General features: G+C 65.3%; 27 protein-coding genes and 1 pseudogene. 17 read left to right on the top strand and 11 right to left on the bottom strand.

The features are described from left to right. The 12 genes and pseudogenes from tnpA to BMW90_RS22660 form a co-directional block, all read left to right on the top strand. A partial coding sequence (gene tnpA, locus BMW90_RS22715; protein ID WP_074839566.1) for an IS200/IS605 family transposase occupies positions 1-316 on the top strand: 316 nt, incomplete at its 5' end. A 3-nt stretch (positions 317-319) separates the two neighbouring features. Next, positions 320-424: pseudogene (locus BMW90_RS27100) on the top strand (thioredoxin); the annotation flags it as partial. A 118-nt stretch (positions 425-542) separates the two neighbouring features. Beyond that, entirely contained in the window at positions 543-1,022 is a 480-nt protein-coding gene (soxX, locus tag BMW90_RS22705; protein WP_074839563.1) for a sulfur oxidation c-type cytochrome SoxX, read from the top strand. A 31-nt stretch (positions 1,023-1,053) separates the two neighbouring features. Continuing rightward, complete coding sequence (gene soxY / locus BMW90_RS22700; RefSeq protein ID WP_048533472.1) at positions 1,054-1,470, top strand: thiosulfate oxidation carrier protein SoxY; 417 nt, start codon at positions 1,054-1,056, stop codon at positions 1,468-1,470. Between the two features lie 15 nt (positions 1,471-1,485). After that, positions 1,486-1,815 (top strand): thiosulfate oxidation carrier complex protein SoxZ, encoded by a 330-nt coding sequence (gene soxZ, locus BMW90_RS22695; protein WP_048533471.1) that lies wholly within the window; start codon positions 1,486-1,488, stop codon positions 1,813-1,815. An 83-nt stretch (positions 1,816-1,898) separates the two neighbouring features. Further along, on the top strand, positions 1,899-2,744 hold the full coding sequence (soxA, locus tag BMW90_RS22690; RefSeq protein ID WP_048533470.1) for a sulfur oxidation c-type cytochrome SoxA: 846 nt from the start codon (positions 1,899-1,901) through the stop codon (positions 2,742-2,744). A gap of 113 nt (positions 2,745-2,857) precedes the next feature. Beyond that, positions 2,858-4,555, top strand: a complete 1,698-nt coding sequence (gene soxB, locus BMW90_RS22685) for a thiosulfohydrolase SoxB (RefSeq protein ID WP_074839561.1) — start codon at positions 2,858-2,860, stop codon at positions 4,553-4,555. Between the two features lie 125 nt (positions 4,556-4,680). Beyond that, positions 4,681-5,949 (top strand): sulfite dehydrogenase, encoded by a 1,269-nt coding sequence (soxC, locus tag BMW90_RS22680; RefSeq protein ID WP_074839558.1) that lies wholly within the window; start codon positions 4,681-4,683, stop codon positions 5,947-5,949. Further along, positions 5,933-7,216 (top strand): c-type cytochrome, encoded by a 1,284-nt coding sequence (locus BMW90_RS22675; RefSeq protein WP_083416167.1) that lies wholly within the window; start codon positions 5,933-5,935, stop codon positions 7,214-7,216. Before soxC ends, BMW90_RS22675 begins: the two co-directional genes overlap by 17 nt. Positions 7,217-7,220: 4 nt before the next feature. Next, positions 7,221-7,565, top strand: coding sequence for a c-type cytochrome (locus BMW90_RS22670; protein WP_139211525.1), 345 nt, complete (start codon positions 7,221-7,223; stop codon positions 7,563-7,565). A gap of 30 nt (positions 7,566-7,595) precedes the next feature. Continuing rightward, complete coding sequence (locus tag BMW90_RS22665; protein WP_074839557.1) at positions 7,596-8,861, top strand: NAD(P)/FAD-dependent oxidoreductase; 1,266 nt, start codon at positions 7,596-7,598, stop codon at positions 8,859-8,861. A gap of 60 nt (positions 8,862-8,921) precedes the next feature. Continuing rightward, a complete protein-coding gene (locus BMW90_RS22660) occupies positions 8,922-9,353 on the top strand; it encodes a DUF302 domain-containing protein (protein WP_139211524.1) in 432 nt (143 codons plus the stop codon). A gap of 6 nt (positions 9,354-9,359) precedes the next feature. On the opposite strand, the gene BMW90_RS22655 is transcribed toward BMW90_RS22660, so the two are convergent. The 4 genes from BMW90_RS22655 to BMW90_RS22640 all read right to left on the bottom strand — a co-directional run bounded on the left by BMW90_RS22655 (position 9,360) and on the right by BMW90_RS22640 (position 13,524). Then, on the bottom strand, positions 9,360-10,301 hold the full coding sequence (locus BMW90_RS22655; protein ID WP_074839555.1) for an MBL fold metallo-hydrolase: 942 nt from the start codon (positions 10,299-10,301) through the stop codon (positions 9,360-9,362). Next, on the bottom strand, positions 10,301-11,203 hold the full coding sequence (locus BMW90_RS22650; RefSeq protein ID WP_074839552.1) for an MBL fold metallo-hydrolase: 903 nt from the start codon (positions 11,201-11,203) through the stop codon (positions 10,301-10,303). The genes BMW90_RS22655 and BMW90_RS22650 overlap by 1 nt, the downstream gene beginning before the upstream one ends. 129 nt (positions 11,204-11,332) lie before the next feature. After that, on the bottom strand, positions 11,333-12,247 hold the full coding sequence (trhO, locus tag BMW90_RS22645) for an oxygen-dependent tRNA uridine(34) hydroxylase TrhO (RefSeq protein WP_074839550.1): 915 nt from the start codon (positions 12,245-12,247) through the stop codon (positions 11,333-11,335). A 59-nt stretch (positions 12,248-12,306) separates the two neighbouring features. Beyond that, positions 12,307-13,524 (bottom strand): Hsp70 family protein, encoded by a 1,218-nt coding sequence (locus tag BMW90_RS22640; RefSeq protein ID WP_074839547.1) that lies wholly within the window; start codon positions 13,522-13,524, stop codon positions 12,307-12,309. Positions 13,525-13,637: 113 nt separating this feature from the next. Here BMW90_RS22640 and pncA point away from each other — a divergent pair, with 113 nt between their 5' ends. Together pncA and pncB are read left to right on the top strand one after the other, a co-directional pair. Then, positions 13,638-14,231: a bifunctional nicotinamidase/pyrazinamidase gene (pncA, locus tag BMW90_RS22635; RefSeq protein ID WP_074839545.1), complete on the top strand. Its 594-nt coding sequence runs from the start codon at positions 13,638-13,640 to the stop codon at positions 14,229-14,231. A gap of 16 nt (positions 14,232-14,247) precedes the next feature. After that, the gene (pncB, locus tag BMW90_RS22630) at positions 14,248-15,540 is read left to right on the top strand and encodes a nicotinate phosphoribosyltransferase (RefSeq protein WP_048533460.1); all 1,293 of its coding nucleotides are present in this window, start codon (positions 14,248-14,250) and stop codon (positions 15,538-15,540) included. Between the two features lie 6 nt (positions 15,541-15,546). Here the strand turns inward: pncB and arfB are convergent, their stop codons facing one another. From arfB to BMW90_RS22600, 6 genes are all read right to left on the bottom strand, one after another. Next, on the bottom strand, positions 15,547-15,966 hold the full coding sequence (gene arfB, locus BMW90_RS22625; RefSeq protein WP_048533459.1) for an alternative ribosome rescue aminoacyl-tRNA hydrolase ArfB: 420 nt from the start codon (positions 15,964-15,966) through the stop codon (positions 15,547-15,549). A 362-nt stretch (positions 15,967-16,328) separates the two neighbouring features. Beyond that, complete coding sequence (locus tag BMW90_RS22620) at positions 16,329-16,979, bottom strand: queuosine precursor transporter (protein ID WP_074839543.1); 651 nt, start codon at positions 16,977-16,979, stop codon at positions 16,329-16,331. Positions 16,980-17,177: 198 nt separating this feature from the next. Beyond that, positions 17,178-18,062 carry an esterase-like activity of phytase family protein gene (locus tag BMW90_RS22615; RefSeq protein WP_074839540.1) on the bottom strand — a complete coding sequence of 295 codons (885 nt, stop codon included), beginning with the start codon at positions 18,060-18,062 and terminating at the stop codon, positions 17,178-17,180. Between the two features lie 5 nt (positions 18,063-18,067). After that, a complete protein-coding gene (gene mepA / locus BMW90_RS22610) occupies positions 18,068-19,015 on the bottom strand; it encodes a penicillin-insensitive murein endopeptidase (protein ID WP_074839538.1) in 948 nt (315 codons plus the stop codon). Continuing rightward, on the bottom strand, positions 18,991-20,346 hold the full coding sequence (locus BMW90_RS22605; protein ID WP_074839535.1) for an MFS transporter: 1,356 nt from the start codon (positions 20,344-20,346) through the stop codon (positions 18,991-18,993). The genes mepA and BMW90_RS22605 overlap by 25 nt, the downstream gene beginning before the upstream one ends. Positions 20,347-20,454: 108 nt before the next feature. Continuing rightward, positions 20,455-20,991 carry an acyl-CoA thioesterase gene (locus BMW90_RS22600; RefSeq protein ID WP_048533454.1) on the bottom strand — a complete coding sequence of 179 codons (537 nt, stop codon included), beginning with the start codon at positions 20,989-20,991 and terminating at the stop codon, positions 20,455-20,457. 127 nt (positions 20,992-21,118) lie between these two features. Between BMW90_RS22600 and BMW90_RS22595 the strand changes: the two genes are divergently transcribed. The 3 genes from BMW90_RS22595 to yaaA all read left to right on the top strand — a co-directional run bounded on the left by BMW90_RS22595 (position 21,119) and on the right by yaaA (position 24,368). Then, the gene (locus BMW90_RS22595; protein WP_048533453.1) at positions 21,119-21,406 is read left to right on the top strand and encodes a YggT family protein; all 288 of its coding nucleotides are present in this window, start codon (positions 21,119-21,121) and stop codon (positions 21,404-21,406) included. Between the two features lie 121 nt (positions 21,407-21,527). Further along, positions 21,528-23,573 (top strand): DNA helicase RecQ, encoded by a 2,046-nt coding sequence (recQ, locus tag BMW90_RS22590; RefSeq protein ID WP_074839532.1) that lies wholly within the window; start codon positions 21,528-21,530, stop codon positions 23,571-23,573. 24 nt (positions 23,574-23,597) lie between these two features. Next, the gene (gene yaaA, locus BMW90_RS22585; protein WP_074839530.1) at positions 23,598-24,368 is read left to right on the top strand and encodes a peroxide stress protein YaaA; all 771 of its coding nucleotides are present in this window, start codon (positions 23,598-23,600) and stop codon (positions 24,366-24,368) included. A 41-nt stretch (positions 24,369-24,409) separates the two neighbouring features. On the opposite strand, the gene BMW90_RS22580 is transcribed toward yaaA, so the two are convergent. Beyond that, positions 24,410-26,617, bottom strand: a complete 2,208-nt coding sequence (locus tag BMW90_RS22580) for a response regulator (protein ID WP_074839575.1) — start codon at positions 26,615-26,617, stop codon at positions 24,410-24,412. Between the last annotated feature and the right edge of the window lie 81 nt (positions 26,618-26,698).

Here is a 26,698-nt window from a genome sequence, read left to right as displayed (position 1 = left end):
TCTTCGCGAGATCATCCGCCAAACCTGCGCAGAACTCGACGTGCACATCGTCAAGGGCGTCGTGGCGCGTGACCATGTCCACATGTTCATCAGTGTGCCGCCGAAACTGGCCCTCGCCACGGTCATGCAACGTATCAAGGGTCGCTCTTCGCGCCGGGTCCAGATGGAGTTCCCCGAATTGCGAAAGCGCTACTGGGGCCGCCGGTTCTGGGCTCGTGGGTATTTCTCGACCACTTCGGGAAACGTGACCGACGACATCATACTTCAGTACCTCGAACTACATGGAAAACATGATGCTACCGGCGTCAGCCGGTAGTGGTTCACTTGGGTTGCGGAAAAGAGGTATCTGCTTGATAACGGCGAGGATTTTCAGCGATACCACGCGCGGATGATCCAGGAACGCGACGATGGCAGCACCGATTGATTCAAATCAACTAATTCAAACTCATGAATTTGTTGTTGCGTCCGGCTGCCGCAGTGGACTACGGTACGCAAAGCAACCTGATACAAAAAATTACAAGGTAGCGACTTAGGGAGGGAATATGAGGCTCACGACACTAGCACTGGCGGTTGCCTCGCTGGGCGCGCAGGCCGCGCTCGCGGCAGAAGTGGCCCCGCAGGATGTGACCTACGACGATTACGGCGCCATTGCGACTTCGCTGTCGGGCGCACCGGGCGACCCGGAAAGCGGCGCGGTGATCATGAAGACCAAATCCAAGGGCAATTGCATCTCGTGCCACGCGGTGACCGAGCTCAAGGATGCGCCGTTCCATGGCGAAGTCGGTCCGATTCTCGATGGCGTCGGTTCGCGCTGGGAAGAGGCCGAGCTGCGCGGCATCGTCGCCAATGCCAAGATGACTTATGACGGCACGGTGATGCCGGCATTCTACAAGACCAGCGGTTTCATCCGTCCCGGCAACGGCTTTACCGGCAAGGCGGGCGAAGAGCCGCTGCCGCCGCTGCTGACGGCGCAGGAGATCGAAGACGTGGTGGCGTTCCTGATGACGTTGAAAGACGAGTGACCGCCCGTCAGACGAGACAAGGAGACAAATGATGGATTTCACGCGACGCGAAACGCTGGCTCTCGGTGCCGGTGCCGCGCTTCTGACCGTCCTGCCGTTCCGCGCCTTTGCGTCGGTGGACGATCTTATCAATGATTTCACCGGCGGAGCCGAAACCGGTGAGGGCGGGCTCGAGCTGACCGCGCCCGAGATCGCCGAGAACGGCAACACAGTCCCGATCGAGGTTTCGGCCCCCGGCGCCACCGCCATCGCGGTCTTTGCCGCCGGCAACCCGGCGCCGCCGGTCGCGACGTTCAACTTCGGCCCGCTGGCCGCCGCGCAGGAGGCCGCCACGCGGATTCGCCTTGCCGGAACCCAGGACGTGATTGCCGTCGCACAGATGGCCGACGGCAGCTTTGTCCGCGCCTCGAAGACCGTCAAGGTCACCATCGGCGGCTGCGGCGGCTAACAAGGAGACAGAACAATGGCAAAAGGTGTGAAACCCCGCGTCAAGGTGCCCAAGAAGGCCCAGGCCGGCGAAGCGATCACGATCAAGACCCTGATCAGCCACACGATGGAATCCGGCCAGCGCAAGGACAAGGACGGCAACACCATCCCGCGCTCGATCATCAATCGGTTCACTTGTGATTTCAACGGCGAGAACGTGATCGATGTCACGCTGGAACCGGCGATCTCGACCAACCCGTACTTTCAGTTTCAGGCCACGGTGCCTGAATCGGGTGAATTCAAGTTCACCTGGTATGACGATGACGGCTCGGTCTATGAGGAAGCCAAGGAAATCGCGGTCGGCTGAGGCCCCTGCCTGCTCCGGATGGACCGGGGCGGGCGCGCCATCTGACCCCGAAAACGGGGCAGGACAGCTTAGGGAGGGAAGATATGAAATTTACCGCACTCACTGCCGCAGCATTGTTGGCCGCGGCACCGGCCTTTGCCGGCGGTCCTGACGATGACGCGCTGGTCATCAACGGCGACGTCGAGATGGTCTCCAAGGCCGACGCCCCCGCCCATCTGGACGGTGCGCTGGGCGACAAGGTGATCTCGGGCTGGCACTACCGCACCAACGAGACCCAGGCGCTTGAGCTCGACGATTTCGACAACCCCGGCATGATCTTTGTCGATCAGGCGCTGGATCAGTTCGAGGTGGTCGAAGGCGCCGCCGGCAAGAGCTGTGCCTCCTGTCACGAGGACATCGAGAGTTTTGCCGGGCTCACCGCAGAAATGCCCAAGGTCAACGAGGCCGGCGAACTGGTGGTGATGGAAGATCTGGTCAACACCTGCCGCACCGAGCGCATGGAAGCCGAACCGTGGAAATGGTCGGGCGCCGAGATGCAGGGCATGATCGCCGCAATCGCGCATCAGTCGCGCGGCATGCCGATGAACGTGGCCATCGACGGCCCGGCCCAGGAATACTGGGAGCAGGGCAAGGAGATGTATTACACCCGCTATGGCCAGCTCGAGCTGTCCTGTGCCTCCTGCCATGAGGACAACAACGGCAACTACATCCGCGCCGATCACCTCAGCCAGGGCCAGATCAACGGCTTTCCGACCTATCGTCTGAAACAGGCCAAGCTAATCTCCAAGCACAACCGCTTCCGCGGCTGTATCCGCGACACCCGCGCCGAGACCTTTGCCGAGGGCTCCGACGAGTTCCGCGCACTGGAGCTTTATGTCGCCTCGCGCGGCAACGGCCTTTCGGTCGAGACACCGGCGGTTCGCCAGTAATCCACGCCCCGCGCCGGTTTCTCTGGCGCGGGGTTTTCTGTTCTTGACTTATTCACATATGCGCATGTGAAGCCGTGTGTGAGAAAAGCCCTGTGTGATACAAGGAGCCTCCGATGATCTCCCGCCGCGATTTCCTTCAGGTCTCGATGGCCGCCTCGGCCATGCTTGGCGCCTCCGGTTTCGGCACCTGGTCGCGCCTGGCCGCGCAGCAGGCGCTGACCCAGGACCAGCTTCTGGAGTTCGACACCTTCGGCAATGTCTCGCTGATCCATGTCACCGACATCCACGCCCAGATGAAGCCGATCTATTTTCGCGAGCCGTCGATCAATATCGGCGTCGGCGACAACAAGGGCGCGGTGCCGCATGTGACCGGCGCCGATTTCCGCCGGCTCTACGGCATCGACGACGGCTCGCCCGCGCATTACGCGCTGTCCTCGGGCGATTTCTCGGCCTTGGCGCAGGCCTATGGCCGGGTTGGCGGGCTCGACCGGGTGGCCACGGTGATCAATGCGATCCGCGCCGCGCGGCCCGATGCGCTCCTGCTCGATGGCGGTGACACCTGGCACGGCAGCTACACCTGCTATCACACCCAGGGCCAGGACATGGTCAACGTGATGAATGCGCTGAAACCGGATGCGATGACCTTCCATTGGGAGTTCACCCTCGGCTCCGACCGGGTGGCCGAGATCGTCGAGGGCCTGCCCTTCGCCGCCTTGGGGCAGAACATCTTTGACGCCGAATGGGACGAGCCGGCCGAGTTGTTTCCGCCCTACGAGTTCTTTGAACGCGGCGGCGTCAAGATCGCCGTCATCGGCCAGGCCTTCCCCTATATGCCGATCGCCAACCCCGGCTGGATGTTCCCGGAATACGCCTTTGGCATCCGCGACGAGAACATGCAGGAAATGGTCGACGAGGTGCGCGCGCAGGGCGCCGAGCTGGTGGTTTGCCTGTCGCACAACGGGTTCGACGTCGACAAGAAGATGGCCGGCATCGTCACCGGCATCGACGTGATCCTCTCGGGCCACACCCATGACGCGCTGCCCGAGCCGGTGCTGGTGGGCGACACGATCATCGTGGCGAGCGGGTCCAACGGCAAGTTCGTCTCGCGCGTGGATCTCGATGTACGGAATGGGCGGATGATGGGCTTTCGGCACAAGCTGATCCCGATCTTTTCCGACGTGATCACCCCCGACAAGGAGGTTGCCGCCGTCATCGACGCAGAGCGCGCGCCTTATGAGGCGGAGCTGCAAGAGGTGATCGGCGAGAGCGAGAGCCTGCTTTACCGCCGCGGCAATTTCAACGGGTCGTGGGACGACCTGATCTGCGATGCGCTGCTGTCGGAACGCGACGCCGAGATTGCGCTGTCTCCGGGCGTGCGCTGGGGGCCGTCGCTGATCCCCGGCCAGAAGATCACCCGCGAGGATATCTGGAACGTCACCTCGATGACCTATCCCAACGCCTACCGCACCGAAATGACGGGCGAATTCCTGAAAATCGTGCTCGAGGACGTGGCCGACAACATCTTCAACCCGGATCCCTATTACCAGCAGGGCGGCGATATGGTGCGCGTTGGCGGCATGGGCTACCGGATCGACATTTCGAAACCGCAGGGCGAGCGCATCTCCGAGATGACGCTGCTTTCGACCGGCGAGGCCATCGACCCGGCGCGCAACTACGTTGTCGCCGGCTGGGCCTCTGTGAACGAAGGCACCGAAGGCCCGCCGATCTGGGATGTGGTCGAGGCCCATATCTCCAAGCTGGGAACTGTCCGGCTTGATCCGAATACCAGCGTCGCCGTGACCGGCGTCTGAAGGCACAGAAGACCTGCCTGACCGCCCGACCCCGGGCGCACAGAACATGCCGTACTGCCCTCGGGCAGTGCGTTTTCCAATCGCGCCGTCCAAGCGGCAAACCGCAACCAAGGGAGAAGGGCCATATGTCTGACATCCTGAAATCATCCCGCCGTGCCTTCCTGCGCGGCAGCGTGGCCGCCGCCGCCGGTGCCGTCACCGCCGGGGCCGCCCGCGCCGCCACCCCCGATCCGCTGATCACCGAAGTACAGGACTGGGCGTCCGGGCTCGGCCAGGGCGTCGACGAGGTGCCTTATGGCCTGCCCATCGAATTCGAGAGCGACGTGATCCGCCGCAATGTCGAATGGCTCACCGCCGATACGATCAGCTCGATCAATTTCACCCCGATCCACGCGCTCGACGGCACGATCACGCCGCAGGGCTGCGCCTTCGAACGGCATCACTCGGGCGCCATCGAGCTGAAAAAGGAGGATTACCGCCTGATGATCAACGGGCTGGTCGATCGGCCGCTGGTCTTCACCTATGCCGATCTCGAGCGCTTTCCGCGCGAGAACCACGTCTATTTCTGCGAATGCGCCGCCAACACCGGCATGGAATGGGCCGGCGCGCAGCTCAATGGCGCGCAGTTCACCCATGGCATGATTCACAACATGGAATACACCGGCGTGCCGCTGCGCAGCCTGCTGAACGAGGCCGGGCTGTCGGGCGAGACGGCGGGCAAATGGGTCTATGTCGAAGGCGCCGATGCCTCGTCGAACGGCCGCTCGATCCCGCTGGAGAAGGCGCTGGATGACGTTCTGGTGGCGTTCAAGGCCAATGGCGAAGCGCTGCGCAAGGAGCATGGCTACCCGGTGCGCCTGGTGGTGCCGGGCTGGGAAGGCAACATGTGGATCAAGTGGCTGCGCCGGATCGAGGTGCTCGATCAGCCGGTCGAAAGCCGCGAAGAAACCTCGAAATACACCGACACGCTGGCCGACGGGACCAGCCGCAAATGGACATGGGTGATGGACGCCAAGTCGGTCATCACCTCGCCCTCGCCGCAAATGCCCATCACTCACGGACCCGGGCCGCTGGTTGTCACTGGCATGGCCTGGACGGGGCACGGGCGGATCACCCGCGTCGACGTCTCCCGGGACGGCGGCAAGAGCTGGGAGACCGCACGGCTTTCGCAGGAGGGCGGAAACAAGGCGCTGGTGCGCTTCTATCTCGATACCGACTGGGACGGTGGCGAGATGCTGTTGCAGGCCCGCGCGATGGACGAGACCGGCTATGTCCAGCCGACCAAGTCCCAGCTGCGCGACGTGCGCGGCGAAAATTCGATCTATCACAACAACTGCATTCAGACCTGGCATGTCAAATCCAACGGGGTGGCCGAAAATGTCGAAGTTTCCTAAAGCCGCTCTGTTTGTCGGCGCGGGCGCGGGCATTGCCGCGACCGCCGGTCTGGCCATCACCCTGGCCGACCGCTTTGTCACCCCGATGCCCGCCACGGCGCCCACGATCGCCTTTCAAATCCCCGGTGGCGGCGCCCCGGCGGCCGAGGTGATCCCGGCCGCGACCGAAGTGGCCGAGCAAGCCGGGCTGGCAGAGCCGGCGGACGTGCCGCAGGCCGGGGCCGCCGCCAGCGCGCCAGAGGCCCCGGTGATGAAGATGGCAGCGGCCCAGGGCCTGACAGACAGCCGCCTCGGCCTCGGCCGCCCGGCATTGGAAGCGGAAATCGCCGCCTGGGACGTCGATATCCTGCCCGATGGCACCGGCTTGCCCGAAGGTTCCGGCGATGTCTGGACCGGCGAAGAGGTCTTTGCCGAGCAATGCGCCGCCTGTCATGGCGATTTTGCCGAGGGCGTCGGCAACTGGCCGACGCTGGCCGGCGGCTGGGACACGCTGGACCGGAAAGACCCGGTCAAGACCGTGGGCAGCTATTGGCCCTATCTCTCGACGGTCTGGGATTATGTCCACCGCTCCATGCCCTTTGGCGCGGCGCAGACATTGAGCGATGACGAGGTCTATGCGATCACCGCCTATATCCTCTATTCCAACGATATCGTTGACGAGGATTTCACCCTCAGCCACGAGAACTTCCTCGAAGTCGAGATGCCCAACGCCGCGGGCTTCATCGTCGATGACCGGGCCGAGGCGGAATATGCGCAATGGCGGGCCGAGCCCTGCATGGAGAACTGCAAGGACAGCGTCGAAATCACCATGCGCGCCACCGTTCTGGACGTGACGCCGGATCAGGCCGGGGCGGCCGAAGACCCGCCTGCGGTCGAAAAGGCCACGGTCGAAGAGACCGAAGCCGTCGAAGAGGCCGAAGCCGTGGTGCCGGCCGCGCTTGATGCCGAACTGGTGGCGGCCGGTGAACGGGTGTTCCGGAAGTGCAAGTCCTGCCATCAGGTCGGCGAAGGGGCCAAGAACCGCACCGGCCCCGCGCTGAACGGCATTGTCGGCCATCCGGCCGGCGCGATCGACGGATTCTCGTATTCGAAAGCGTTGAAGCAGGCCGGCGAAGATGGTCTGATATGGACAGAGGAAGACCTCAAAGCCTTTCTGGCCAAACCGCGCGACTATCTGCAAGGCACCAAGATGTCCTTCTCGGGCCTGCGCAAGGAGGCGGATCAGGCTGCGGTGGTCGAATACCTGAAATCCTTCGCCGAGGAGTGAAGTCATGCCCGTCGCCCCCCGCCCGCTGACCGTCGCCCTGGCGCTCTGTCTCGGGTGGGCGGCGGCGGTGACGGCCGAAGAGGAGACGGAGATCGGCGAAATCCTCGCCATCGAGGGCGACCCGGAGTATGGTGAATACCTGTCATCGGAATGCACCACCTGCCATCAGGCCTCTGGCAGCGACGCCATTCCCGCGATCGTCGGATGGCCGCAAGAGGCCTTCGTCGTCGCCCTGCACGGCTATAAATCGGGCCAGAGATCCCATCCCGCCATGCAGATGATCGCCGGGCGCCTGTCCGACGAGGAGATTGCGGCGCTGGCCGCATATTTCGGGACGCTCGCACCATAGGGCGGCCCTGCTTTATGGGAGGAGACGGACATGTCATTCAACAGACGGGCCTTTATCGGCACCGCCGCGGCGGCCGCGACGCTTCGCGCGCCGATGGTGCGGGCGGGGAGCCATGGCAAGCCTCGGGTTGTCGTCGTGGGCGGCGGCGCCGGCGGCGCCACGGCGGCACGTTACATCGCCAAGGACAGCGCCGGCGAGATCGACGTCACGCTGATCGAGCCATCGCGAAGCTATTACACCTGCTTTTTCTCCAATCTCTACATCGGCGGCTTTCGGACGATCGAGAGCATCGCGCATTCCTATGGCACCCTGGCCAGCGACTATGGGATCAACGTGGTGCACGACTGGGCCACCGGGGTGGACCGCGCCGCCAAATCCGTCGCGCTCGCCGGCGGCGGCCGGGTGCCGTATGACCGGCTGATCCTCTCGCCGGGCATCGATTTCGTCGCGGGCTCGGTGGCCGGCTGGGACCTCACGTCGCAGAATGCCATGCCGCATGCCTACAAGGGCGGCTCTCAGACCGAGCTGCTGAAGGCGCAGATCCTTGCGATGCCCGAAGGCGGAACCTTCGTGATGGTCGCGCCGCCCAACCCCTACCGCTGCCCGCCGGGGCCCTATGAGCGGGTGTCGATGGTGGCGCATGTGCTCAAGCAGAGCAATCCGACCGCCAAGATCATCATCGCCGATTCCAAGGCCAATTTCTCCAAGCAGGGGCTGTTCGAGGCCGGCTGGGAGGCGCATTACCCGGGCATGATCACCCGCATCGGCCCGGATTTCGGCGGCGAGAATGTCACCGTGAACCCGGCCGAGATGACGGTGGACATCGATGGCGAAGTGATCGAGGCGGCGGCCTGCAACGTGATCCCGGCGCAGAAGGCCGGCCATATCGCCGATCTGGCGGGGGTGACCGAGGGCAACTGGGCGCCGGTGAATGCCGTCGACATGTCGTCCAAGGTCGATCCCGAGATCCACGTTCTGGGCGATTCGGCGGCGCAGGGCGACATGCCGAAATCGGGCTTTTCCGCCAATTCGCAGGCCAAGGTCTGTGCCAATGCGGTGCGCGGCGCGCTGACCGGAAGCCGCGTCTTTCCGGCGCGGTTCTCCAATACCTGCTGGTCGCTGATCGATGCGGACGATGGCGTCAAGGTCGGCGCCACCTATGAGGCGACCGAAGAAAAGATCGCCCGGATCGACGGCTTTGTCAGCCAGACCGGTGAAGACGCGGCGACGCGCAAGGCGACCTACGAGGAAAGTCTCGGCTGGTATGACGCGATCACCAGTGACATGTTCGGCTGAAACCGGACCGGGGCGGGCTCTGCCCCGGGGCGGGGCCCGACTTTGAGGAGAGCACTACAGATGATCCGCCTGATTCCGCTGGCCTTTGCCGCCAGCCTGGCCGGCGCCGCCATGGCCGAAGCGCCAGTGATCACCCATGTCTATGACGGCAGCTACGAGGATGCGCTGTTCAGCGTCGAAAACGCCATCGTCAATCAGGGGTTGGTGGTGGATTACCGCAGCCACATCGGCGAGATGCTGGCGCGCACCCGTCAGGACGTGGGCGGCGCGCCGCTGTTTGATGCGGCGGATGCCTTTCTGTTCTGTTCGGCGCAGGTCTCGCGGCAGGTGATGGAGGCCGATCCCGCCAATATCGCCTATTGTCCCTACAGCGTCTTTGTCACCGACCGCGCCGGCAAGGTCGAGATCGGCTATCGCAGCTATCCCGCCGGCCCGATGGACGCGGTCGAGACGCTTCTGGGCGAGATCGTCGCAGAAGCGCTGGCGTTCTGAGCCGGCTCACTCCCACTCCATCTGCTCGTAGACCCGGCCGGCGTTCTTGGTCGCCAGTTCTTCGAAGGTGTCGAGATGGGCAAAGGGCGACTGGTCGACGTAATAAGCCTCGGCCAGCCCGCCGCCGGCGTCGATATGGGCGCCGATCTGCCCGCGCAGGAATTCCAAGTAGTCGCGCGTGTAGCGCCGCACCTGAGCCATGTTGGTGGGATGGCCGTGGCCGGGGATCACATAGGTCGCGCCCAGCGGTTCAAACGCCCTGTCCCAGGTGTCCAGCCAATCGGCGGTGATCGTATGTTCGAAGATCGGCAGCAGGCGTTCGTGAAACGCCATATCGCCCGAGATCACCAGCGATTGCTCGGGCAGCCAGATCACGATGTCGCCGGGGCTGTGGGCCGGGCCGAGATAGCGCGCTTCGATGCGGAAATCGCCTTTTTCGAGGATGTATGTCTCGGCGAAGGTCTCGGTCGGCAGGGTGATCTCCGTCCCCTCGCCGCGGTCGCGGTTGTAGCGCATCATGCCGCTCAGGATCTGGCCGCCGGAGTGCTCCAGCTCCCGCGCCGCATCTTCGTGGGCAATGATCGGCACGCCCTGCGCCGCCCAGTAGGAATTGCCCAGCGCCGCATGCCCCTGGCCGTTCTCGTTGAAGACCGCGATGACCGGCTGGTTGGTCACTTTCCTGATCTCGTCATGCAGCGCCCGAGCCAGCTGGTGCGCCGCGCCGCTGTTGATGACGACCACCCCCGCGCCGGTGACGATAAAGCTCAGATTGTTGTTGTGGCCGGCGTTTTCATAGGTCGGTGGGGCGGTGGCGCCGATGGCGGACCAGACCCCGGGAATGAACTCGACCGGTTTGGAATAGAGCAGCGAGCCGGGGTATTGATCGGCGATCTCCTCGTTGGCAAGGGCGGGCGCGGCGAGCAGGGCCAAGGCCAGGGCGATCCGCATCACGTCGCCTCCGGCAGGAAGACATAGCCGTCGCCATGGGCCTCGGCCCGGCCGAGCCCGCCGGGCAGGTGAAAGCCGATCAGCCGCATCTGCTCGGTGGAAAGCCGATCGAGCAGGCGCAGGCGGGTGGCGGCGGCGGTGTCAACGTCCTGGTCCGAGCCGGAGGGCCAGCTCGGTCGTTCGAAGGCGACATGGTGATTGCCGATGGCATCTCCGACGACCATCATCGCGTCAGTGCCGCTGCGCAGCTCGAAGGACATATGGCCCGGGGTGTGGCCGAAGCTGGCATGGGCCAAAACGCCGGGCAGGATTTCGGCGCCATCGGTGAAGGTGGTGATCCGGTCACCCAGGGCCTCGAGCCGCCGTTTCGCGCCGACGGCAAAGGCCTGCCGCGCCGGGCCGATGGTGTCGACGGTGGTGTCGTCCAGCCAGTAATCCAGCTCGGTCGCGCCGATCAGATGGGTGGCCTCGGCAAACAGCGGATCGCCGAAATCGTCGAGCAGCCCCCAGATGTGGTCTGGGTGGCCATGGGTAACCACGACATGGGTGATGTCGTCCGGCGACAGGCCGAGGGCATCAAAGGCAGCTTGCAGCTTGCCGGCCGAGGGCTGGAAATCCGGACCGGCGCCAGCGTCGAAGAGCACGGTTCTCTCGTCATCGCGCAGCAGCGTCAGGTTGCAGCCCGGCGTCAGGCTGTCGCGATCGAGATCGTATTTGCGCAGGATCGGCGTCAGCGCCTGTTGCGGCATCGGGCCGAAGATGAAATCGCCGGGCAGCGCCAGGTTGCCATCGCTGAGCGTGTCGATCCGCATTGCGCCAAGGGTGGTGCCCGACCAGACCGGGCCGGCCAGGGCCAGACCGGCGCCGAGACCGGCCAGCATCTCTCTGCGGGTGAGTGCCATGACGACGTCCTCCCAAACATAATGTCATATGCGAATATGACCGTTCGTTTGGTGGATGGCAAGGACGGGGGCGCTGTCCCATCGCCGCGCGCGGCGATTCACCCGCGGTATCTGCCAACAGAAAAAGGATCAGACGCCGTGATCGCCGCCGAGGTGTTTCTCGCCCCGTTTGCGGGACAGTTCGATCTGTTTCTGGCGCTCGCGAAAGCGGGTCTTGTCGGCGTCGGAGGTCTCGCGCACGCAATGGTGGCAGGCCACGCCGTGTTCGTACTCCGGGCGGGCGCGGTCTTGGGGAAGGATCGGGCGGCGGCAGGCATGGCAGAGCAGATGCGGGCCTTCCCTGAGACCGTGACCCACCGAGACCCGGCCGTCGAAGACGAAACACTCGCCTTGCCAGCTGCTCTGCGCTTCGGGCACCTCTTCGAGATATTTCAGGATGCCGCCCCTGAGGTGGAACACATCCTCGACCCCCTGGCCGAGCAGGTAATTGGTGGATTTCTCGCAGCGGATGCCGCCGGTGCAGAACATTGCCACCTTCTTGTTGTGAAAGCGGTGCTTGTTGTCTTGCCACCACTTGGGAAAGTCACGGAAACTGGCGGTTCCGGGATCGATGGCGCCGTCAAAGGTGCCGATGGCGACCTCGTAATCGTTGCGCGTGTCGATCACCGCCACATCCGGGCTCTGGATCAACTCGTTCCAGTCGGCGGGATCGACGTAATGGCCGGTGCGGGCGCGCGGATCGACGTCGGGCTGGCCCATGGTGACGATCTCGCGCTTGAGCCGCACCTTCATCCGGGCAAAGGGCGGGGCGCTGGCGCGGCTTTCCTTATGCGCGAGATCAGCGCAGCCGGGCAGGGCGCGGATATGCGCCAGCACCGCGTCGATGCCGGCGCGCGGGCCCGCGATGGTCCCGTTGATCCCCTCCTGCGCCAGCAAGAGCGTGCCGGTGATGCCCTGATCTTGACAGAGCATCCGGAGCGGGCCCTGTACGGCGGCGGGATCCTCGAAGCGGGTGAAGTGATAGAGCGCGGCAACGGTGTACATGGGCTGCATGTACGCAGACCGGGCGGCGCAGGCAAGATCGCCGGCGCCCGGTCCTGCGATTACCGCGCCGCGAAGGCCAGGCCGTGCACCACCGCGGTAAAGACCTCGGCGGTTTCCTGCCGCGCCTCCGGCAGCCGCCTTGCCAGCGCCTGCCGGACGCCGGACAGCTGGCTGGAGCCGCCGACAAAGACCACCATGTCGACCTGGTCGGGCCGGCAACCGCCGTCCTTGAGCGTCGCCAGCGCCATGTCGCCAATGCGCGCGGCAGCGGAGGAGAGTTCGTGCTGCAACTGCACCCCCCAGAGATCGATCCGTAGCCCGCGTTGCACCACGTCGAGCGCGATTTCGCCGCGCTCGGAGTCATTGGCGGCGATTTTTCCTGCCTCGACCGCATAGGCGATGTCATGGCCCAGATGCATTTCGAGCACCTCGGCCAGTCGCTCGAAGAGCACGGGGTCGCGGGCCAGCCGGATCCAGCGTTTCACCTCGCGCAGCAGTGCCGCATCATAGACAAAGGCGATCTTTTCCCAGCTGGCCAGATCGTGGAACAATGCGCGCGGGGCGGCATGGGTCTTGGCGCCCAGCTCGGCGCCGATTTCGGCCCCGTGGCCCAGCAGCGGCATGACATGGGCGAGGCTCAGGCTGCGGTCGAAATCGGTGCCGCCGAGCCGCAGCCCGCGGCTGGCGATCACCCGGGTCTGGCCGCGCGCGCGTTCGCAGAGGGTGAAATCCGAGGTGCCGCCGCCGATATCGACGATCAGCATGCGGCCCTCGCCGGCCACCGCCAGCGCCGCCGCTTCCGGTTCGGGCAGGAAATCGACCGCGCGAAAGCCCGCCAGCGCATAGGCTTCGCGCAGGTCGATCTCCGCCTGGGCGTCCTTGTCCTCGGATTCGGAGTGGAACCTGACCGGCCGGCCGGAGATCGCGGCCTCGAAGCTCTGACCGGTGATCCGTTCCGAACGGCACCGAATCTCGGCCAGGAACCGGCCGATCACCTCGATCAGCGTCATCCGCTCGTTGAGAAACCGCCGTTTTTCGCGTGCCAGCGGCGTGCCGAGGATGCTTTTCAACCCACGCATGAAGCGGCCGTCCTGCCCCTCCATCATCGCCCGCGCCGCGGCCTCGCCATAGACAAAGCGCTTGTCGGTGAAATCGACAAAGACCGCCGTCGGCAGGGTCTGCGCGCCCGCTTCGAGCGGCAGGGCGGCGGGGCGACCATCCCGCAGGATGCCGGCGCCGGTGTTGGAGGTTCCGAAATCTATGCCAAGCCGTGCCATCCGCACCTCCGATCCATCGCGAAGCGGCGGCTATAGCGGCAAGGATGGGCCATGGCAATTCCGCAATGCCGATTCTAAGCTGCGGCGAAACCGGGACTACAGGAGGCCGCCTGATGCGCGCTCTTATCGTGATCGACGTGCAAAACGATTTCTGCCCCGGCGGGGCGCTGGCGGTCGGGGACGGCGACGAGATCGTGGCGCCGATCAATGCCCTGATGGCGGACTTCGAGGCGGTGGTGCTGACCCAGGACTGGCATCCGGCGGGGCATTCCTCCTTTGCCAGCCAGCATCCGGGCAAGGCGCCCTTCGCGATGACCGAGATGGACTATGGGCCGCAGGTGCTCTGGCCGGATCATTGCGTTCAGGGCTCGGAGGGGGCGCAGTTTCACCCGAAACTCGAAACGACGCGCGCCGATCTGATCATTCGCAAGGGGTTCCGGCCGGCGATCGACAGCTATTCGGCGTTTTTCGAGAACGATCACGCGACGCCAACCGGGCTCGAAGGCTATCTGCGCACGCGCGGGATCAGCGAGCTGGTGATGGTGGGGCTGGCGCTGGATTTCTGCGTCGGCTTTTCGGCGGTGGATGCGGCCAATCTCGGCTTTGGCGTCACGGTGGTGGGCGATCACTGCCGCGCCATCGATCTGGATGGGTCGCTGGCGGCGGCGACAACCAACATGCAGAACGCCGGCGTCACGCTGCGCTGAGGGAAGGACGGTCGAGATGGTCGATATCGCCACCCGCGTGTGGAATCACAAATGGAAGATCGACCCGATCGTCCGCTCGCTGATCGACACCGATTTCTACAAGCTGCTGATGTGCCAGTCGGTGTTTCGCAACAAGCGCGACACGCAGGTCAGCTTTTCGCTGATCAACCGGACGAAATCGGTGCGCCTGGCCGAGCTGATCGACGAGGGCGAATTGCGCGAACAGCTCGATCACATCCGCTCGCTGTCCTTGTCGCGCGGCGAGAGCACCTGGCTGCGCGGCAACATGTTCTATGGCAAGCGGTCGATGTTCCGTTCGGATTTCATGGAATGGTTCGAAAACCTGCGCCTGCCGCCCTATCACCTGGAAAAGCGCGACGGCCAGTACGAGCTGACCTTCGAAGGCGCCTGGCCCGAGGTCATGCTCTGGGAGATCCCGGCGCTTGCCGTGCTGATGGAGCTGCGCGGGCGGGCGGTGCTCAATGACATGGGGCGGTTCGAATTGCAGGTGCTCTATGCACGGGCGATGACCAAGCTCTGGGAAAAGGTCGAAGGCCTGCGCGCCATCGACAATCTGCGGATCGCCGATTTCGGCACAAGACGGCGGCATTCCTTTCTGTGGCAGGATTGGTGTGTGCAGGCGATGACCGAAGGGCTGGGGCAGAGCTTTGTCGGCACCTCGAACTGCCTGATCGCCAAGAACCGCGATCTCGAGGCGATCGGCACCAATGCCCATGAGCTGCCGATGGTCTATGCCGCGCTGGCCGAGGATGACGCGGCCCTGGCGCGGGCGCCTTACGACGTGCTGGCCGACTGGCACGAAGAGCACGACGGCAACCTGCGCATCATCCTGCCCGACACCTATGGCACCCAAGGTTTCCTCGACAAGGCGCCGGATTGGCTGGCCGGCTGGACCGGCATCCGCATCGACAGCGGCGATCCGGCCAAGGCCGCCGAGGCGGCGATCGCCTGGTGGACCGCCCGCGGCGAGGACCCGCGCAACAAGCTGGTGATCTTTTCCGACGGGCTCGACGTGGAGAACATCGCGGCATTGCACGCGCAATTTTCGGGTCGGGTGCGGGTGTCCTTTGGTTGGGGCACGAATTTGACCAATGATTTCCGCGGGTTGGTGCCGGACGGCGGGCTCGACGCCTTTTCGCTGGTCTGCAAGGCGGTCTCGGCCGAGGGGCGGCCGACGGTCAAGCTCTCGGACAACCCGGAAAAGGCGATGGGGCCGGAGACGGAGATCCAGCGCTACAAGCGGGTGTTCGGCGTGGGCGAGCAGGAGCGGATCGAGGTGGTGGTGTAGGCCGGGCTATTCCTCGACCTTCCCCCTGAGCGCCTTGACTTCGCCGCGCTTCTTTTTCGCATCCACGCGTTTGCGTTTCTGGTTCTGCGACACCCGCGTCGGGATGCGCCGTTTCGGGCGTTCCAGCGCCTTGCGCACCATCTCGGCCAGCCGTTCGCGGGCGATCTCGCGGTTGCGGGCCTGGGAGCGGGTTTCGTCGACCTGGATGATCAGCGCGCCGTCGCGGGTCCATTTGCGGCCGGCGATGCGTTGCAGCCGGCGTTTGACCGGATCGGGCAGGGCGGGCGAGCGGGCGGCCTCGAAGCGGAGTTCCACCGCCGTCGAGACCTTGTTCACATTCTGCCCGCCGGGGCCCGAGGCGCGGATGAATTGCTCCGTCAGCTCCCAGTCGGCGATTTCGATCTGATCGTTGATGTGCAGGGTCATGCGGGTGAATATGGCAGGCTGAGGGCGAACGGCAAGGTCGCAAGCGGCGCGGGGCCTCGCGAGCCGAGTACGCCCCGGACCTGGTCCGGGACCTCCCCGGGGTCGCGCGCCGGTCCCGCCAGTCATTTGAATCGAAAAGGGCCATGCCCGGCGGCATGGCCCTTCGAGAATGTCAGGAGGTGGGGCCGGTTAGGTCCTACCAATTCGGGGTGAAACTCCCCCAAGGGCTGCCTCAGAGGGCCTCTCCCCGAACTGTTCCGACACCTTTCTCCAATACCTCTCTAGACACTGAAGCACCTCCTTTCTGTTTGTTGTCCGTACTCGAATCATGGCACGGACAGGCCAAATCGCAAAAGGTTTTTTCAGGCCAGAGCGCGATTTTGCCCAAGCCGTGCGACGATTGCCCGAAACGGGATCAATGCGATCAGCGCCAGCGAGAGCTTCACCAGCCAGTCGGCAAAGGCCAGCGTCACCCAGAGCGGTGCCAGCGGGCCGGTGTTCAGGAAGGGCACAGCCTCCCAGGCCCAGTTGATCGCGGCATCGGCCTCGGCGTCGAACAGGCTGACAGAGGCGGAAAAGGCGATGGTAAAGAACAGCGCGGTGTCCAGCGCCGAGCCGACCAGCGTCGAGACCAGTGGCGCGCGCCACCAGCGGCCTGCGCGAAAGCGGTTGAAGACGGCGATATCGGTGAGCTGCGCCACGAGGAAGGCAAGGCCCGAGGCCACGGCGATGCGCAGCGGCACGGCGGCATAGGTGTAGCCGTCGCCCTGCAACATGATCTGGCTGCCCACAAGCGAACAGATCACGCCGGTGACGAAGCCTGCCAGCACGACCTTGCGCGCGGCGCGGACGCCATAGACCCGGTTCATCACATCGGTGACGAGAAAGGCCAGCGGATAGGTGAAGGCGCCCCAGGTGAGGAGCCCGTCGAGAATGAGGAATTGAACGAGAATGTTCGAAGCCACGACGATCGCGGCCATGGCAAGAATGCCGGGAAGATGGGTGCGGTTCATGTCTGATGCCCGTTTTTGCAAGGTTGCGGCGACTTGGCTCCCGAAACGGGAACGGGCGGGGCATATAGAGGTGCTGCGCCTCGGTCAAGGGGAAGCCGGGCAGGCGGGGCGCGCCGCGGGCCAGGGGGCCCCGGATCGGGGTCCGGGGCGGGTGGTCTTCGGGCGCGGGGAATGCCGGGTCGGATCCGGGCGATTGCCTCAGGGCAGCAGGTATTCGACGATCTCGCTGCGTTGGAACGGGTTGAAATTGTCGTCCGAGATCATGGTCAGCCTGATCTGGCCGGTGGCGGCGCGGGTGACGGCGAGGCCTTCGAGATTGTCGTGCCGCGCGAGATGGCTCACCAGCAGCACCTCGCCCGGGCCGAGCGCCGTTTCCGAAAGCGGAAAGCGCCGGACCCGCGAGCGAAAGCCGAGGCCGGTGAATTCGCGCTCGAGCAGATAGAACATGCCGTCGGGGCCGATATCGGCGCCGGTGGGTTGAAAGCCGCCGATCCGGGGGATCGCAAAGGGCTGATCCCAGCGGGTGCCGTTGAAACGATAGACCGGGAAGGGGCGGGTCAACTGGCCCGAACGTTCCGGCATCGTGTAAAGCCAGCCCCGGCTGTCCACCGCCAGCGCCTCGAGCGCGGAATTGTTCTGCATGCCGTCGAAATCGGGGTGGCTGGGCAGCGCCTGCGCCCGCGCCATCGTCGGATAGGCCCAGACCCGGGCCCGGCCCTCGAAAGAGATGTAGCGCCGGCCGTCGGCGGCAATGGCCAGCCCCTCGGCATCCTGCGCCACCTTGCGGTGCATCGGGTTGCCGCCGGTGTTCATCAGCGGCTGGGGGGCGGTGCCCTCGACCCGGGTGATGCGGCCGTTTTCGCGGATCAGCCGGCCTTCGACAAAGCGGCCCCGGTCCGAGATCGCGACGAAGCTTTCGCCATCCTCGGCCAGCTCGAACCCCGACATCCCGCCAAAGCCTTCGGCGTCGCTTTGCCAGGAAAAGCTCTGAAGATGCCGCGCCGTGGGCGGGGTTTCGGCCGCGATGCAGCCGCTGGCGAGCCCTGCCAGTCCGAGGCAGGCCGCCCTGAGAAATCGTGTCATCGGGGTTACTTCGCCTCCAGCACGCTGGCGCATTGCAAGGGCAGATCCGCGAGCACCAATTCGCGTTTGGGCTTGGGCGGCGGGGCGTTCGGGTCCGGCGGCGGCGGGTTGAGGATACGATCAACCCAGCCCTGCGCCTCCTGACAGCCGTCGCCGGGGGGGGGCGGGTTCTGGTTCACGCAGCCGCTGGCGCCGGGCGGGCAGGAGAGGCGCACGTGGAAATGATAGTGATGCCCCCACCACGGCCGGATCTTGCGCAGCCAGGCGCGGTCGCCGGTTTCGTCGTTGCACATCCGCACCTTGGCGCCGGGAAAGATGAAGATCCGCGCCACCCGCGGATCCGAGGCGGCGGCTTTCAGCAGGGCGTGATGCTCGGGCGTCCAGTCGTCATTGGTAAAGGCGCCATTCGAGCGGCGCAGCGAGATCGACGAGATCTGTTCGCGCGCCTGCTGGGACAAGCCGAGATTGGCGGCGGGGCGCAGCCAGATATCGGCGTCGAGGCCAATCTGGTGGCTGGTGTGGCCGGTCAGCATCGGCCCGCCGCGGGGCTGCGACATGTCGCCGACGTAAATCCCGTTCCAGCCCGGAAACTGCGCGGCGCGGGCCGAGAGCTTGCGGACGTAATCGATCATCTCCGGGTGGGCCCAGTTGCGGTTGCGCGACAGGCGCATCGCCTGCCAGGTCGGGCCGGTTTCCGGCAATTGCACGCCCCCCGCCAGGCAGCCCTTGGCATAGCTGCCATAAGCTGCCGTGCGCTGATCCGATCCGGCGCGCTGCGCGCCAAACAGCTGTTTGGCCTGCTTGCTCGACAGCACGCCGAGGGAATCGCCGATCGTCGGCTGCGGGGCGCTGGCCAGCGTCGCCTTGGTCCTTGTGCCGTCAGAGCCGCCGCAAGCGGCGAGGAGAGCACATAAAATCGTGGCGCCGGCTAGGCGGAACGGATGTCGGACCATGCTGCTCGGTCTCCCTCTGGTTTTACCCAGCGTAGCAACAAAAGTCCGATCAGGAAAAGCCCGATGAGCGGGGTCACGCCCAATTGCTGCGAGCCGGTGATCTGGGTTGTCACGCCGATCAGAAGCGGCGCGAGAAAGGAGGTCGCCTTGCCCGCCAGCGCATAGAGCCCGAAGGCTTCGGTCATCCGCGCCGGGTCGGCCTGGCGCACCATCATCGTGCGGCTGGCCGACTGGATCACCCCGCCCGCCGCGCCGATCACCGCGCCGATCACGTAGAAGGCGATGTCGGGCAGGGCCGAGCCCTCGGCCAGCGCCACGCCATAGATCGACTGGCGCGAGACCAGCACCGTCGAGACCGCGGCACAGGTCAGCGCCAGGATGGCGGCGGTGATCACCGGCCGGGGGCCGAAGCGCGCATCCCACTTGCCGCCGAGCCAGGCAAACAGCGCACCCGAGATGATTGCGAGGATGCCGAAGATGCCGACGTCGACCACGCTCCAGCCCAGCACGCCGGCGGCATAGATGCCGCCAAAGACATACATCCCGTTGAGCGCGTCGCGGTAGAACATCGAGCTGGCCAGATAGGCAAAGAGCGACGGCGTTTGCGGCAGCCGCCGCAGCGTCCGCCCGAGGTCATGCAGCGCGCGGCGCAGGGCGCCGGGGTGCCGCGCCGTGGGCTTCGGGTCGCGCACCCAGGCGAAAAACGGGATCATGAAGACCACGTACCACAGCGCCGTCAGCGGCCCGACAAACCGGGTGCCTTCGCGCGCCTCGCCGTCGAGACCGAAGGGCGGGGCGAGGCCCAGCATGGTGCGGCCGGTCTCGGCGCTTTCGGCAAAGAAGGCCAGCATCAGCACCAGCGCCACCAGCCCGCCGCAATAGCCGAAGGCCCAGCCGTTGCCCGAAATCCGGCCGATCTCTTGCGGGCTGCCCAGATCCGGCAGCATGGAATTGGTGAAGATCGTGGCAAATTCCATCCCGATCAGCCCGATGGCAAAGGCCAGCAGGATCAGCACGAGGTTGAAATCCCCCGGCGCGGCAAACCAGAGCGCGGCCGAGCCCAGCACATACATCAGCGAAAACAGCCAGATGAAGCGCATCCGCTGGCCCGAGGTGTCGGCCAATGCGCCCAGAACCGGCGCCAGCAGCGCGATGACCAGCCCGGCACCGCCGATGCCGTAGCCCCAGGCCGCCTGTGCGGCGCTGCCGTCACCCATCAGTTCCTTGACGTAGGGGGCAAAGATGAAGGTGAGCAGCAGGGTGTTGAACGGCTGGCTCGCCCAGTCGAAAAAGAACCAGCCCCAAATCCGTTTGCGTTTCGTCGCGTCCATGATGCCCCCGTGGTTTGCGGCGGTTAAGCCCGACTGCGCGGCGTGGCGCAAGATTTACTTGCTCCGGCCACGGCAGTCACCGCCCGGAAACACCGCCGCCATCCCGGCTCAGCCCTCGGACATCGGTGGCCAGGGGCGGGCATCCTCGGCCGCGATCCAGGCCTTGATATGATCCGGCAGCTCCGGCATCCCCTCCGCTCCGATCTCGGCCAGAAGCTCGGCCGGCGGCACGATCCCCTTGGGGCCGGTCACCGCGGTGCGGTACATCGCATGGCTGGCGCATTCGCCGTTGTTTTTCCACATCGACTGTTCGAGGTAGACAAAGCGGTGATCCACCCCCACCGCCTGCGACCGCATCTCGAAGCTCTCAAACGGCCGGATGCGCCGGCGGTAGCGGGTGCAGGAGCCGGCCACGGTCAGCCCCCATTTGCGCCGTCGCAGCACCGCCATGAAGCCGGTCCGCTGGGCCAGCGGGATACGCCCGAGGTCGTAGAGCGTCAGCGTGCGGCCGTTGTTCAGCTCCATCCAGAAGTCGATGTCCCAGGGCCAGCAGCGGTGGCGCGACACATGGGTGCCGGTCACCGGCAGGCGCGGCGCCTTGCGGAACAGGTACAACTCTTTGAACATGCGGATGAACGGATACATGCGGGCCACCTCCAGCCGCAGGTGTGCGCCGCGGCGCGACGGGCGGCAAGCCGTGACGCGGCGACACTTGTGCTTTGATCGTGCCGGCCTTACCTAGATTGCGCGAAAAGGCGGAGACATAAAGCAGATGTACGCGATTTACGGGCCCCTGAAGCTCATCCTCGATGTGGCGTTCTTTATCATGATTGCCCATATCATCATGAGTTGGCTGATCAATTTCCAGGTGCTGAACCTGCGTCAGCCGCTGGTCTCGCAGATCTGGTACGGGCTGAACCGCCTGCTCGAGCCGATCTATCGCCCGATCCGCAACATCCTGCCGGACACCAGCCCGCTTGACCTGGCGCCGCTGGTGGCTTTCATCATCCTGATCTCGCTGCGCGATTTCATCCTGCCCGAGATGTTCGGCCTGATCTGAGACCCGATCGCGGCGCGCCCCGGATCACGTCCGGGGCGGTGTCGGGGCCTTGTTCACCGAATCTCAATGTGTGATTGTTGGGATAAGAGCAGTTTGACACAAATCTAGCAGGTTTTGCCCCATGGACGACGCCGCCACGCTATTGCGGGACGTGTTCGGATTCGACGGATTCCGCCCCGGTCAGGGGGAGATCGTCGAGGCTGTGGCGGCCGGCCAGAATGTGCTGGCGATCATGCCCACCGGCGGCGGCAAATCGCTCTGTTTCCAGCTTCCGGCGCTGCTCCGCCCAGGCGTGACCGTGGTGATCTCGCCGCTGATCGCGCTCATGCGCGACCAGGTGCGCGGATTGCGCGAGGCCGGCGTCGCGGCCGGCGCGCTGACCTCGGGCAACACCCCCGAGGAGACCGAGGCGGTCTGGCAAGCGCTCGAAGCCGGCACGCTGAAGTTGCTCTACCTCGCCCCGGAACGTCTGGCCGCCGGCGGCACCATGCAGATGCTGCGCCGCATCGGTGTCGGTCTGATCGCCGTCGACGAGGCGCATTGCGTCAGCCAGTGGGGCCATGATTTCCGCCCCGACTATCTGCGCATCGGCGAGCTGCGCCGCGCGCTCGACGTGCCGCTGGCCGCCTTCACCGCCACCGCCGACCGCGAGACCCAGGACGAGATCGTCACAAGGCTGTTCGACGGCGAGGAGCCGGCGCGTTTCCTGCGCGGCTTCGACCGGCCCAACATCCACTTGGCGTTTCAGCCCAAGGACAGCCCGCGCCGCCAGATCCTCGATTTTGCCGCCGCCCGCCGCGGCCAGTCGGGCATCGTCTATTGCGGCACCCGCGCCAAGACCGAGGGGCTGGCCCGCGCATTGTCCGAGGATGGCCACACCGCCTGTTTCTACCATGGCGGCATGGAGGCCGAGGACCGGCGCATCGTCGAGAGCCGCTTTGCCCGCGAGGACGGGTTGATCGTGGTGGCCACCGTGGCCTTTGGCATGGGGGTCGACAAGCCCGACATCCGCTGGGTGGCCCATGCCGACCTGCCGAAATCCATCGAGGCCTATTACCAGGAGATCGGCCGCGCCGGCCGCGATGGTGGCCCGGCCGAGACGCTGACCCTTTTCGGCCCCGACGACATCCGCCTGCGCCGCACCCAGATCGACGAGGGCCTTGCCCCGCCGGAACGCCGCGCCGCCGATCACGGCCGGCTCAACGCGCTTCTGGGTCTGGCCGAAGCGCTGGAGTGCCGCCGCAAGACCCTGCTGGGCTATTTCGGCGAAGACGCCGAAACCTGCGGCCACTGCGACCTGTGCCAGACCCCGGTCGAGACCTTTGATGCCACCGAAGCGGTCCGCAAGGCGCTCTCCGCGGCGCTGCGGACCGGCGAATGGTTCGGCGCCGGCCATCTGATCGATATCGTCATGGGCAACGAGACCGACAAGGTGCGCCAGAAGGGCCACGAGCAGCTGCCCACCTTCGGCGTCGGGCGCGAGTTTGACAAGCGCGGCTGGCAGGCGGTGTTCCGGCAGATGATGGGCCATGACCTGATGCGCCCCGATCCCGAACGCCACGGCGCGTTGCGGATGACCGAGGCCGCGCGGCCGATCCTGCGTGGCGAGGCCGCGATCACCCTGCGCCGCGACACGATTGCCAGGGCCCAGGCGAAACGCCGCCCGGCGGTCAAGGCGATGGTCAGCGAAGAGGATGCGCCGCTCCTGTCGGCGCTCAAGGCCAAACGACGCGCGCTGGCCGAGGCGGCAAGCGTGCCGGCCTATATCATCTTCAACGACCGCACCCTGATCGAGATGGCCGAGACCAAGCCGTCGAACCTCGACCAGATGGCGCGGATCTCGGGCGTCGGCGCCAAGAAGCTCGACAGCTACGGCGCCGATTTCCTCGCCGTCATCACCGGCGCGGCGGAAGAGATGCACCCGACCCGGCGCAAGCTGGCCGGGCGCGACGCCGGCGCGGTCTATGACCGGCTGATGCAGGTCCAGGCCGATCTGGCGCGCGGCGCCTGTGGCACCGAAAAACCGCTGTCTTGCTCGGCTTCGCTGCTGGCCAAGGTGGCCGAACGGCGGCCCTCGCTGCCCGAAGAGCTCGAGCGGCTCTTGGGCGAACGGCGCAGCGAACGTTTTGGCGCGGCCTTTCTGGACGTTTTGCGCGAAGCATCCTAAGTCCGGGCGAAACGGAGGGATGCGATGCTTGTGGTGATTTCCCCGGCCAAGCGGCTGGATTGGTCAGAGGTCGATGTCGAGACGACCGCGCCTGCGATGCAGGAGGAGGCGCTGCGGCTGGCCAAGACCGCGCGCAACCTGACCCTGGGCGACCTCAAGGGGCTGATGGGCCTCAGCGACGATCTGGCCCGGCTCAACCGCGACCGATTCAAGGCCTTCGCCGCCGAGCCCGCGCCGGAGGCCACCCGCCCGGCGGTCTTCGGATTTGCCGGCGACACCTATCAGGGGCTCGAGGCGCGGTCGCTCGAGCCGTACGAGCTGCGTTATGCCCAGGATCATCTGCGGGTGCTGTCGGGGCTCTACGGCGTGCTGCGCCCGCTCGATGCGATCCAGCCCTACCGGCTTGAAATGGGGTCGCGACTCAAGACGCGGCGCGGCAGCAATCTTTATCACTACTGGGGCGACCGGATCGCCCGGGCGCTGAACGCCCAGGCCGAGGCCACCGGCAGCGCGGTGCTGGTCAATTGCGCCAGCCAGGAATATTTCGGCGCGGTTGATCTCAAGGCGCTGAAGCCGCGGGTGGTGACGCCGCAGTTCTATGACATGAAGAACGGCCAGCCCAAGATCATCAGCTTCTTTGCCAAGAAAGCGCGCGGCGCGATGGCGCGTTATGTGGTGCAGACCAGGCTCACCGCGCCTGACGACCTGCTCGGCTTCGATCTCGGCGGCTATCGTTACAACGAAGAGCTGTCGGAACCGGATCGCCCTGCGTTCCTGCACGACGACAGGGGCTAGGCCGGGCGGGTGTCGGCCCGCCCCTGCGCGGCCGACACCCCTCAGCCGGCGCGCATCGTCGCCTTCCGGGGCGTGTATTTTGTCAGCATATCCTCGATGGCGGCGCGTTTCAGCGGCTTGGTGATGTAATCGTCGAGCCCCGCCGCGATCAGCGCCTCGCGGTCGCCGGTCATCGCATGGGCGGTGCAGGCGATGATCGGGGTGCGGTGCCCGCCGCCCTCCTCGAGCTTGCGGATTTCCAGGGTGGCCGCCTTGCCGTCCATCTCGGGCATCGAAATATCCATAAAGACGATATCGGGCCGAAGCTCGCGAAAAAGCGCCACCGCCTCGACGCCATTGTTGGCGAAATGCAGATCGACCGGCAGGGATTTGACCATCTTGCGGAAAACGAACTGATTGGTCCGGTTGTCCTCGGCGGCGAGGACTCGCAGCCTGACCGCCTCGGGCGGCTCCGGTTCCGACTTTTCCGCGGCCGGCGGCGGCGGCAGTTTTGGTAAGGACGGAGGTGCGGCGACTAGCGGCGCCTCGGTGACACCGCTGAGCACCTCGAATAGCCGGGCACGCGGCACCGGTTTTTGCAGGATGGCATGCAAATGCCTGGCGGCCGGATCCTGCTCGGCAAAGCCGGTGTTCGAGCTGAGCATCACGATCGGCGCCTCCTGCCCGGCCGCGCGCAGCGCCTCGGCAAGCTCGAGCCCGTCAAGTTCGGGCATGTTGTGATCGGTCAGCACGAGGTCGAACCCGCCCCCCTGGCTGACCAGGTCAAGTGCCTCGCGACCATTGGCGCAGCTCGCGGTTTCCACCAGCATGACCTGAAGCTGCTTTTCCAGGATCAGCCGGTTGACCGGTTTGTCATCGACGATCAGCACCCGGCGCAGATGGCGCGGCATCACCGGCGGTTGCACGGTCTCGCCCGAGGGGCAGGGCAAGGTGAGGGTAAAGCCGAAGCTAGAGCCCTGGCCCTGCACGCTGTCGACCCAGACTTCGCCGCCCATCAGGCCGATCAGCCGCTTGGTGATGGCCAGCCCCAGCCCGGTGCCTTCGAATTTCCGGTTGCGCTCGCTCTCGACCTGGTTGAATTCGCCGAACACATGGCCAAGCTGGTCGGGCGGAATGCCGATGCCGGTATCCTCGACCGTGACATGGATGGCCGATGTGCCATCGTCGCGCGGCACCCCCACCACGCGGGTGAGCACATGGCCCCTGAGGGTGAATTTCACCGCATTGCCGATGATATTGGTCAGCACCTGGCGGATGCGCCCGGGATCGCCGAAAAATTGCGTCGGCAGGAAGATGTCGTAATCGACCAGCAGGTCGATCCCCTTGTCGCGGGCCGTGGGTTGCAGCAGCATGACGATCTCGTGGATCGCGCGTTCGAGATCGAAGGTTTCGGGGTGCAGCTCGAGCTTGTCAGCCTCGATCTTGGAATAATCGAGCACGTCGTTGATGATCACCAGAAGCGCCTCGCCAGAGCTGCGCATGGTGTTGACGTAAAGCCGCTGTTCTTCGCTCAGCTCGGTATCGGTCAACAGTTCGGCCATGCCGATCACGCCGTTCATCGGAGTGCGGATCTCGTGGCTCATATTGGCGAGAAAGGCCGATTTGGCGCGGTTCGCCGCCTCGGCCCGGTTGCGCGCCCGGCGCAGGTCTTTTTCATAGCGGATGGTGTCGGTGATATTGAGCACAAGGCTCACCACGTCGCCGGCCTCTCCGCGCCGGTCATGCACGCGGATGTAATTGTCATTCCAGAGCCTGAGGGTCACCGGTTCGGGACTGGGCGATTGCCAGCGCCCCAGCATCATCGCGCGCCAGTCGGCCGGGGCAAGGTCGTCGGTGTCGACGATGCCCTCTTCGGTCAGCAATTGCAGGACACGGGCAAAGGAGATGCCGGGCTGGATTTCCTCGATCCCGTCGAACACCGAGAGATAGGCGGAATTGGCAAAGATCAGACAGTGATTGGCGTCGAAGAAGGCAAATCCGTCCTCGATGGTTTCCACCGCCTGACCCAGCCGGCGTTCGGCGACCTCGAGGTTTTCGGTGGCGCGGGTGAGGTCGGATTTCACCCGCTGGTTCTCGTCGCGCACCGTGGCCATTTCGGCGCGCTTTTCGACGATCTCCTCGCTCAGCGCGCGGGCATGATGGCCAAGCTTGCGATTGGCGGCAAAAAGCTCGGCCTGCTTGAGCTCGAGCAGGCGCTCCGCCGCAAGGCGGGCGCGGCGTTCCTCGGCAAGTTTGCTGGCGAGAGTCATCGCCCGGCTCCGGTCGTTCTTCGGCTCATTGGCGGCACCTTGGCGGCAAGGGGTGAAGATCTGTTTAAGCCGCGCCGGGAG

This window comes from Marinovum algicola, assembly GCF_900109145.1.
Classification (GTDB): domain Bacteria; phylum Pseudomonadota; class Alphaproteobacteria; order Rhodobacterales; family Rhodobacteraceae; genus Marinovum; species Marinovum algicola.
The sequence above is the reverse complement of the archived record's forward strand: the minus strand, read 5'-3'. Positions and strand labels throughout refer to the sequence as shown.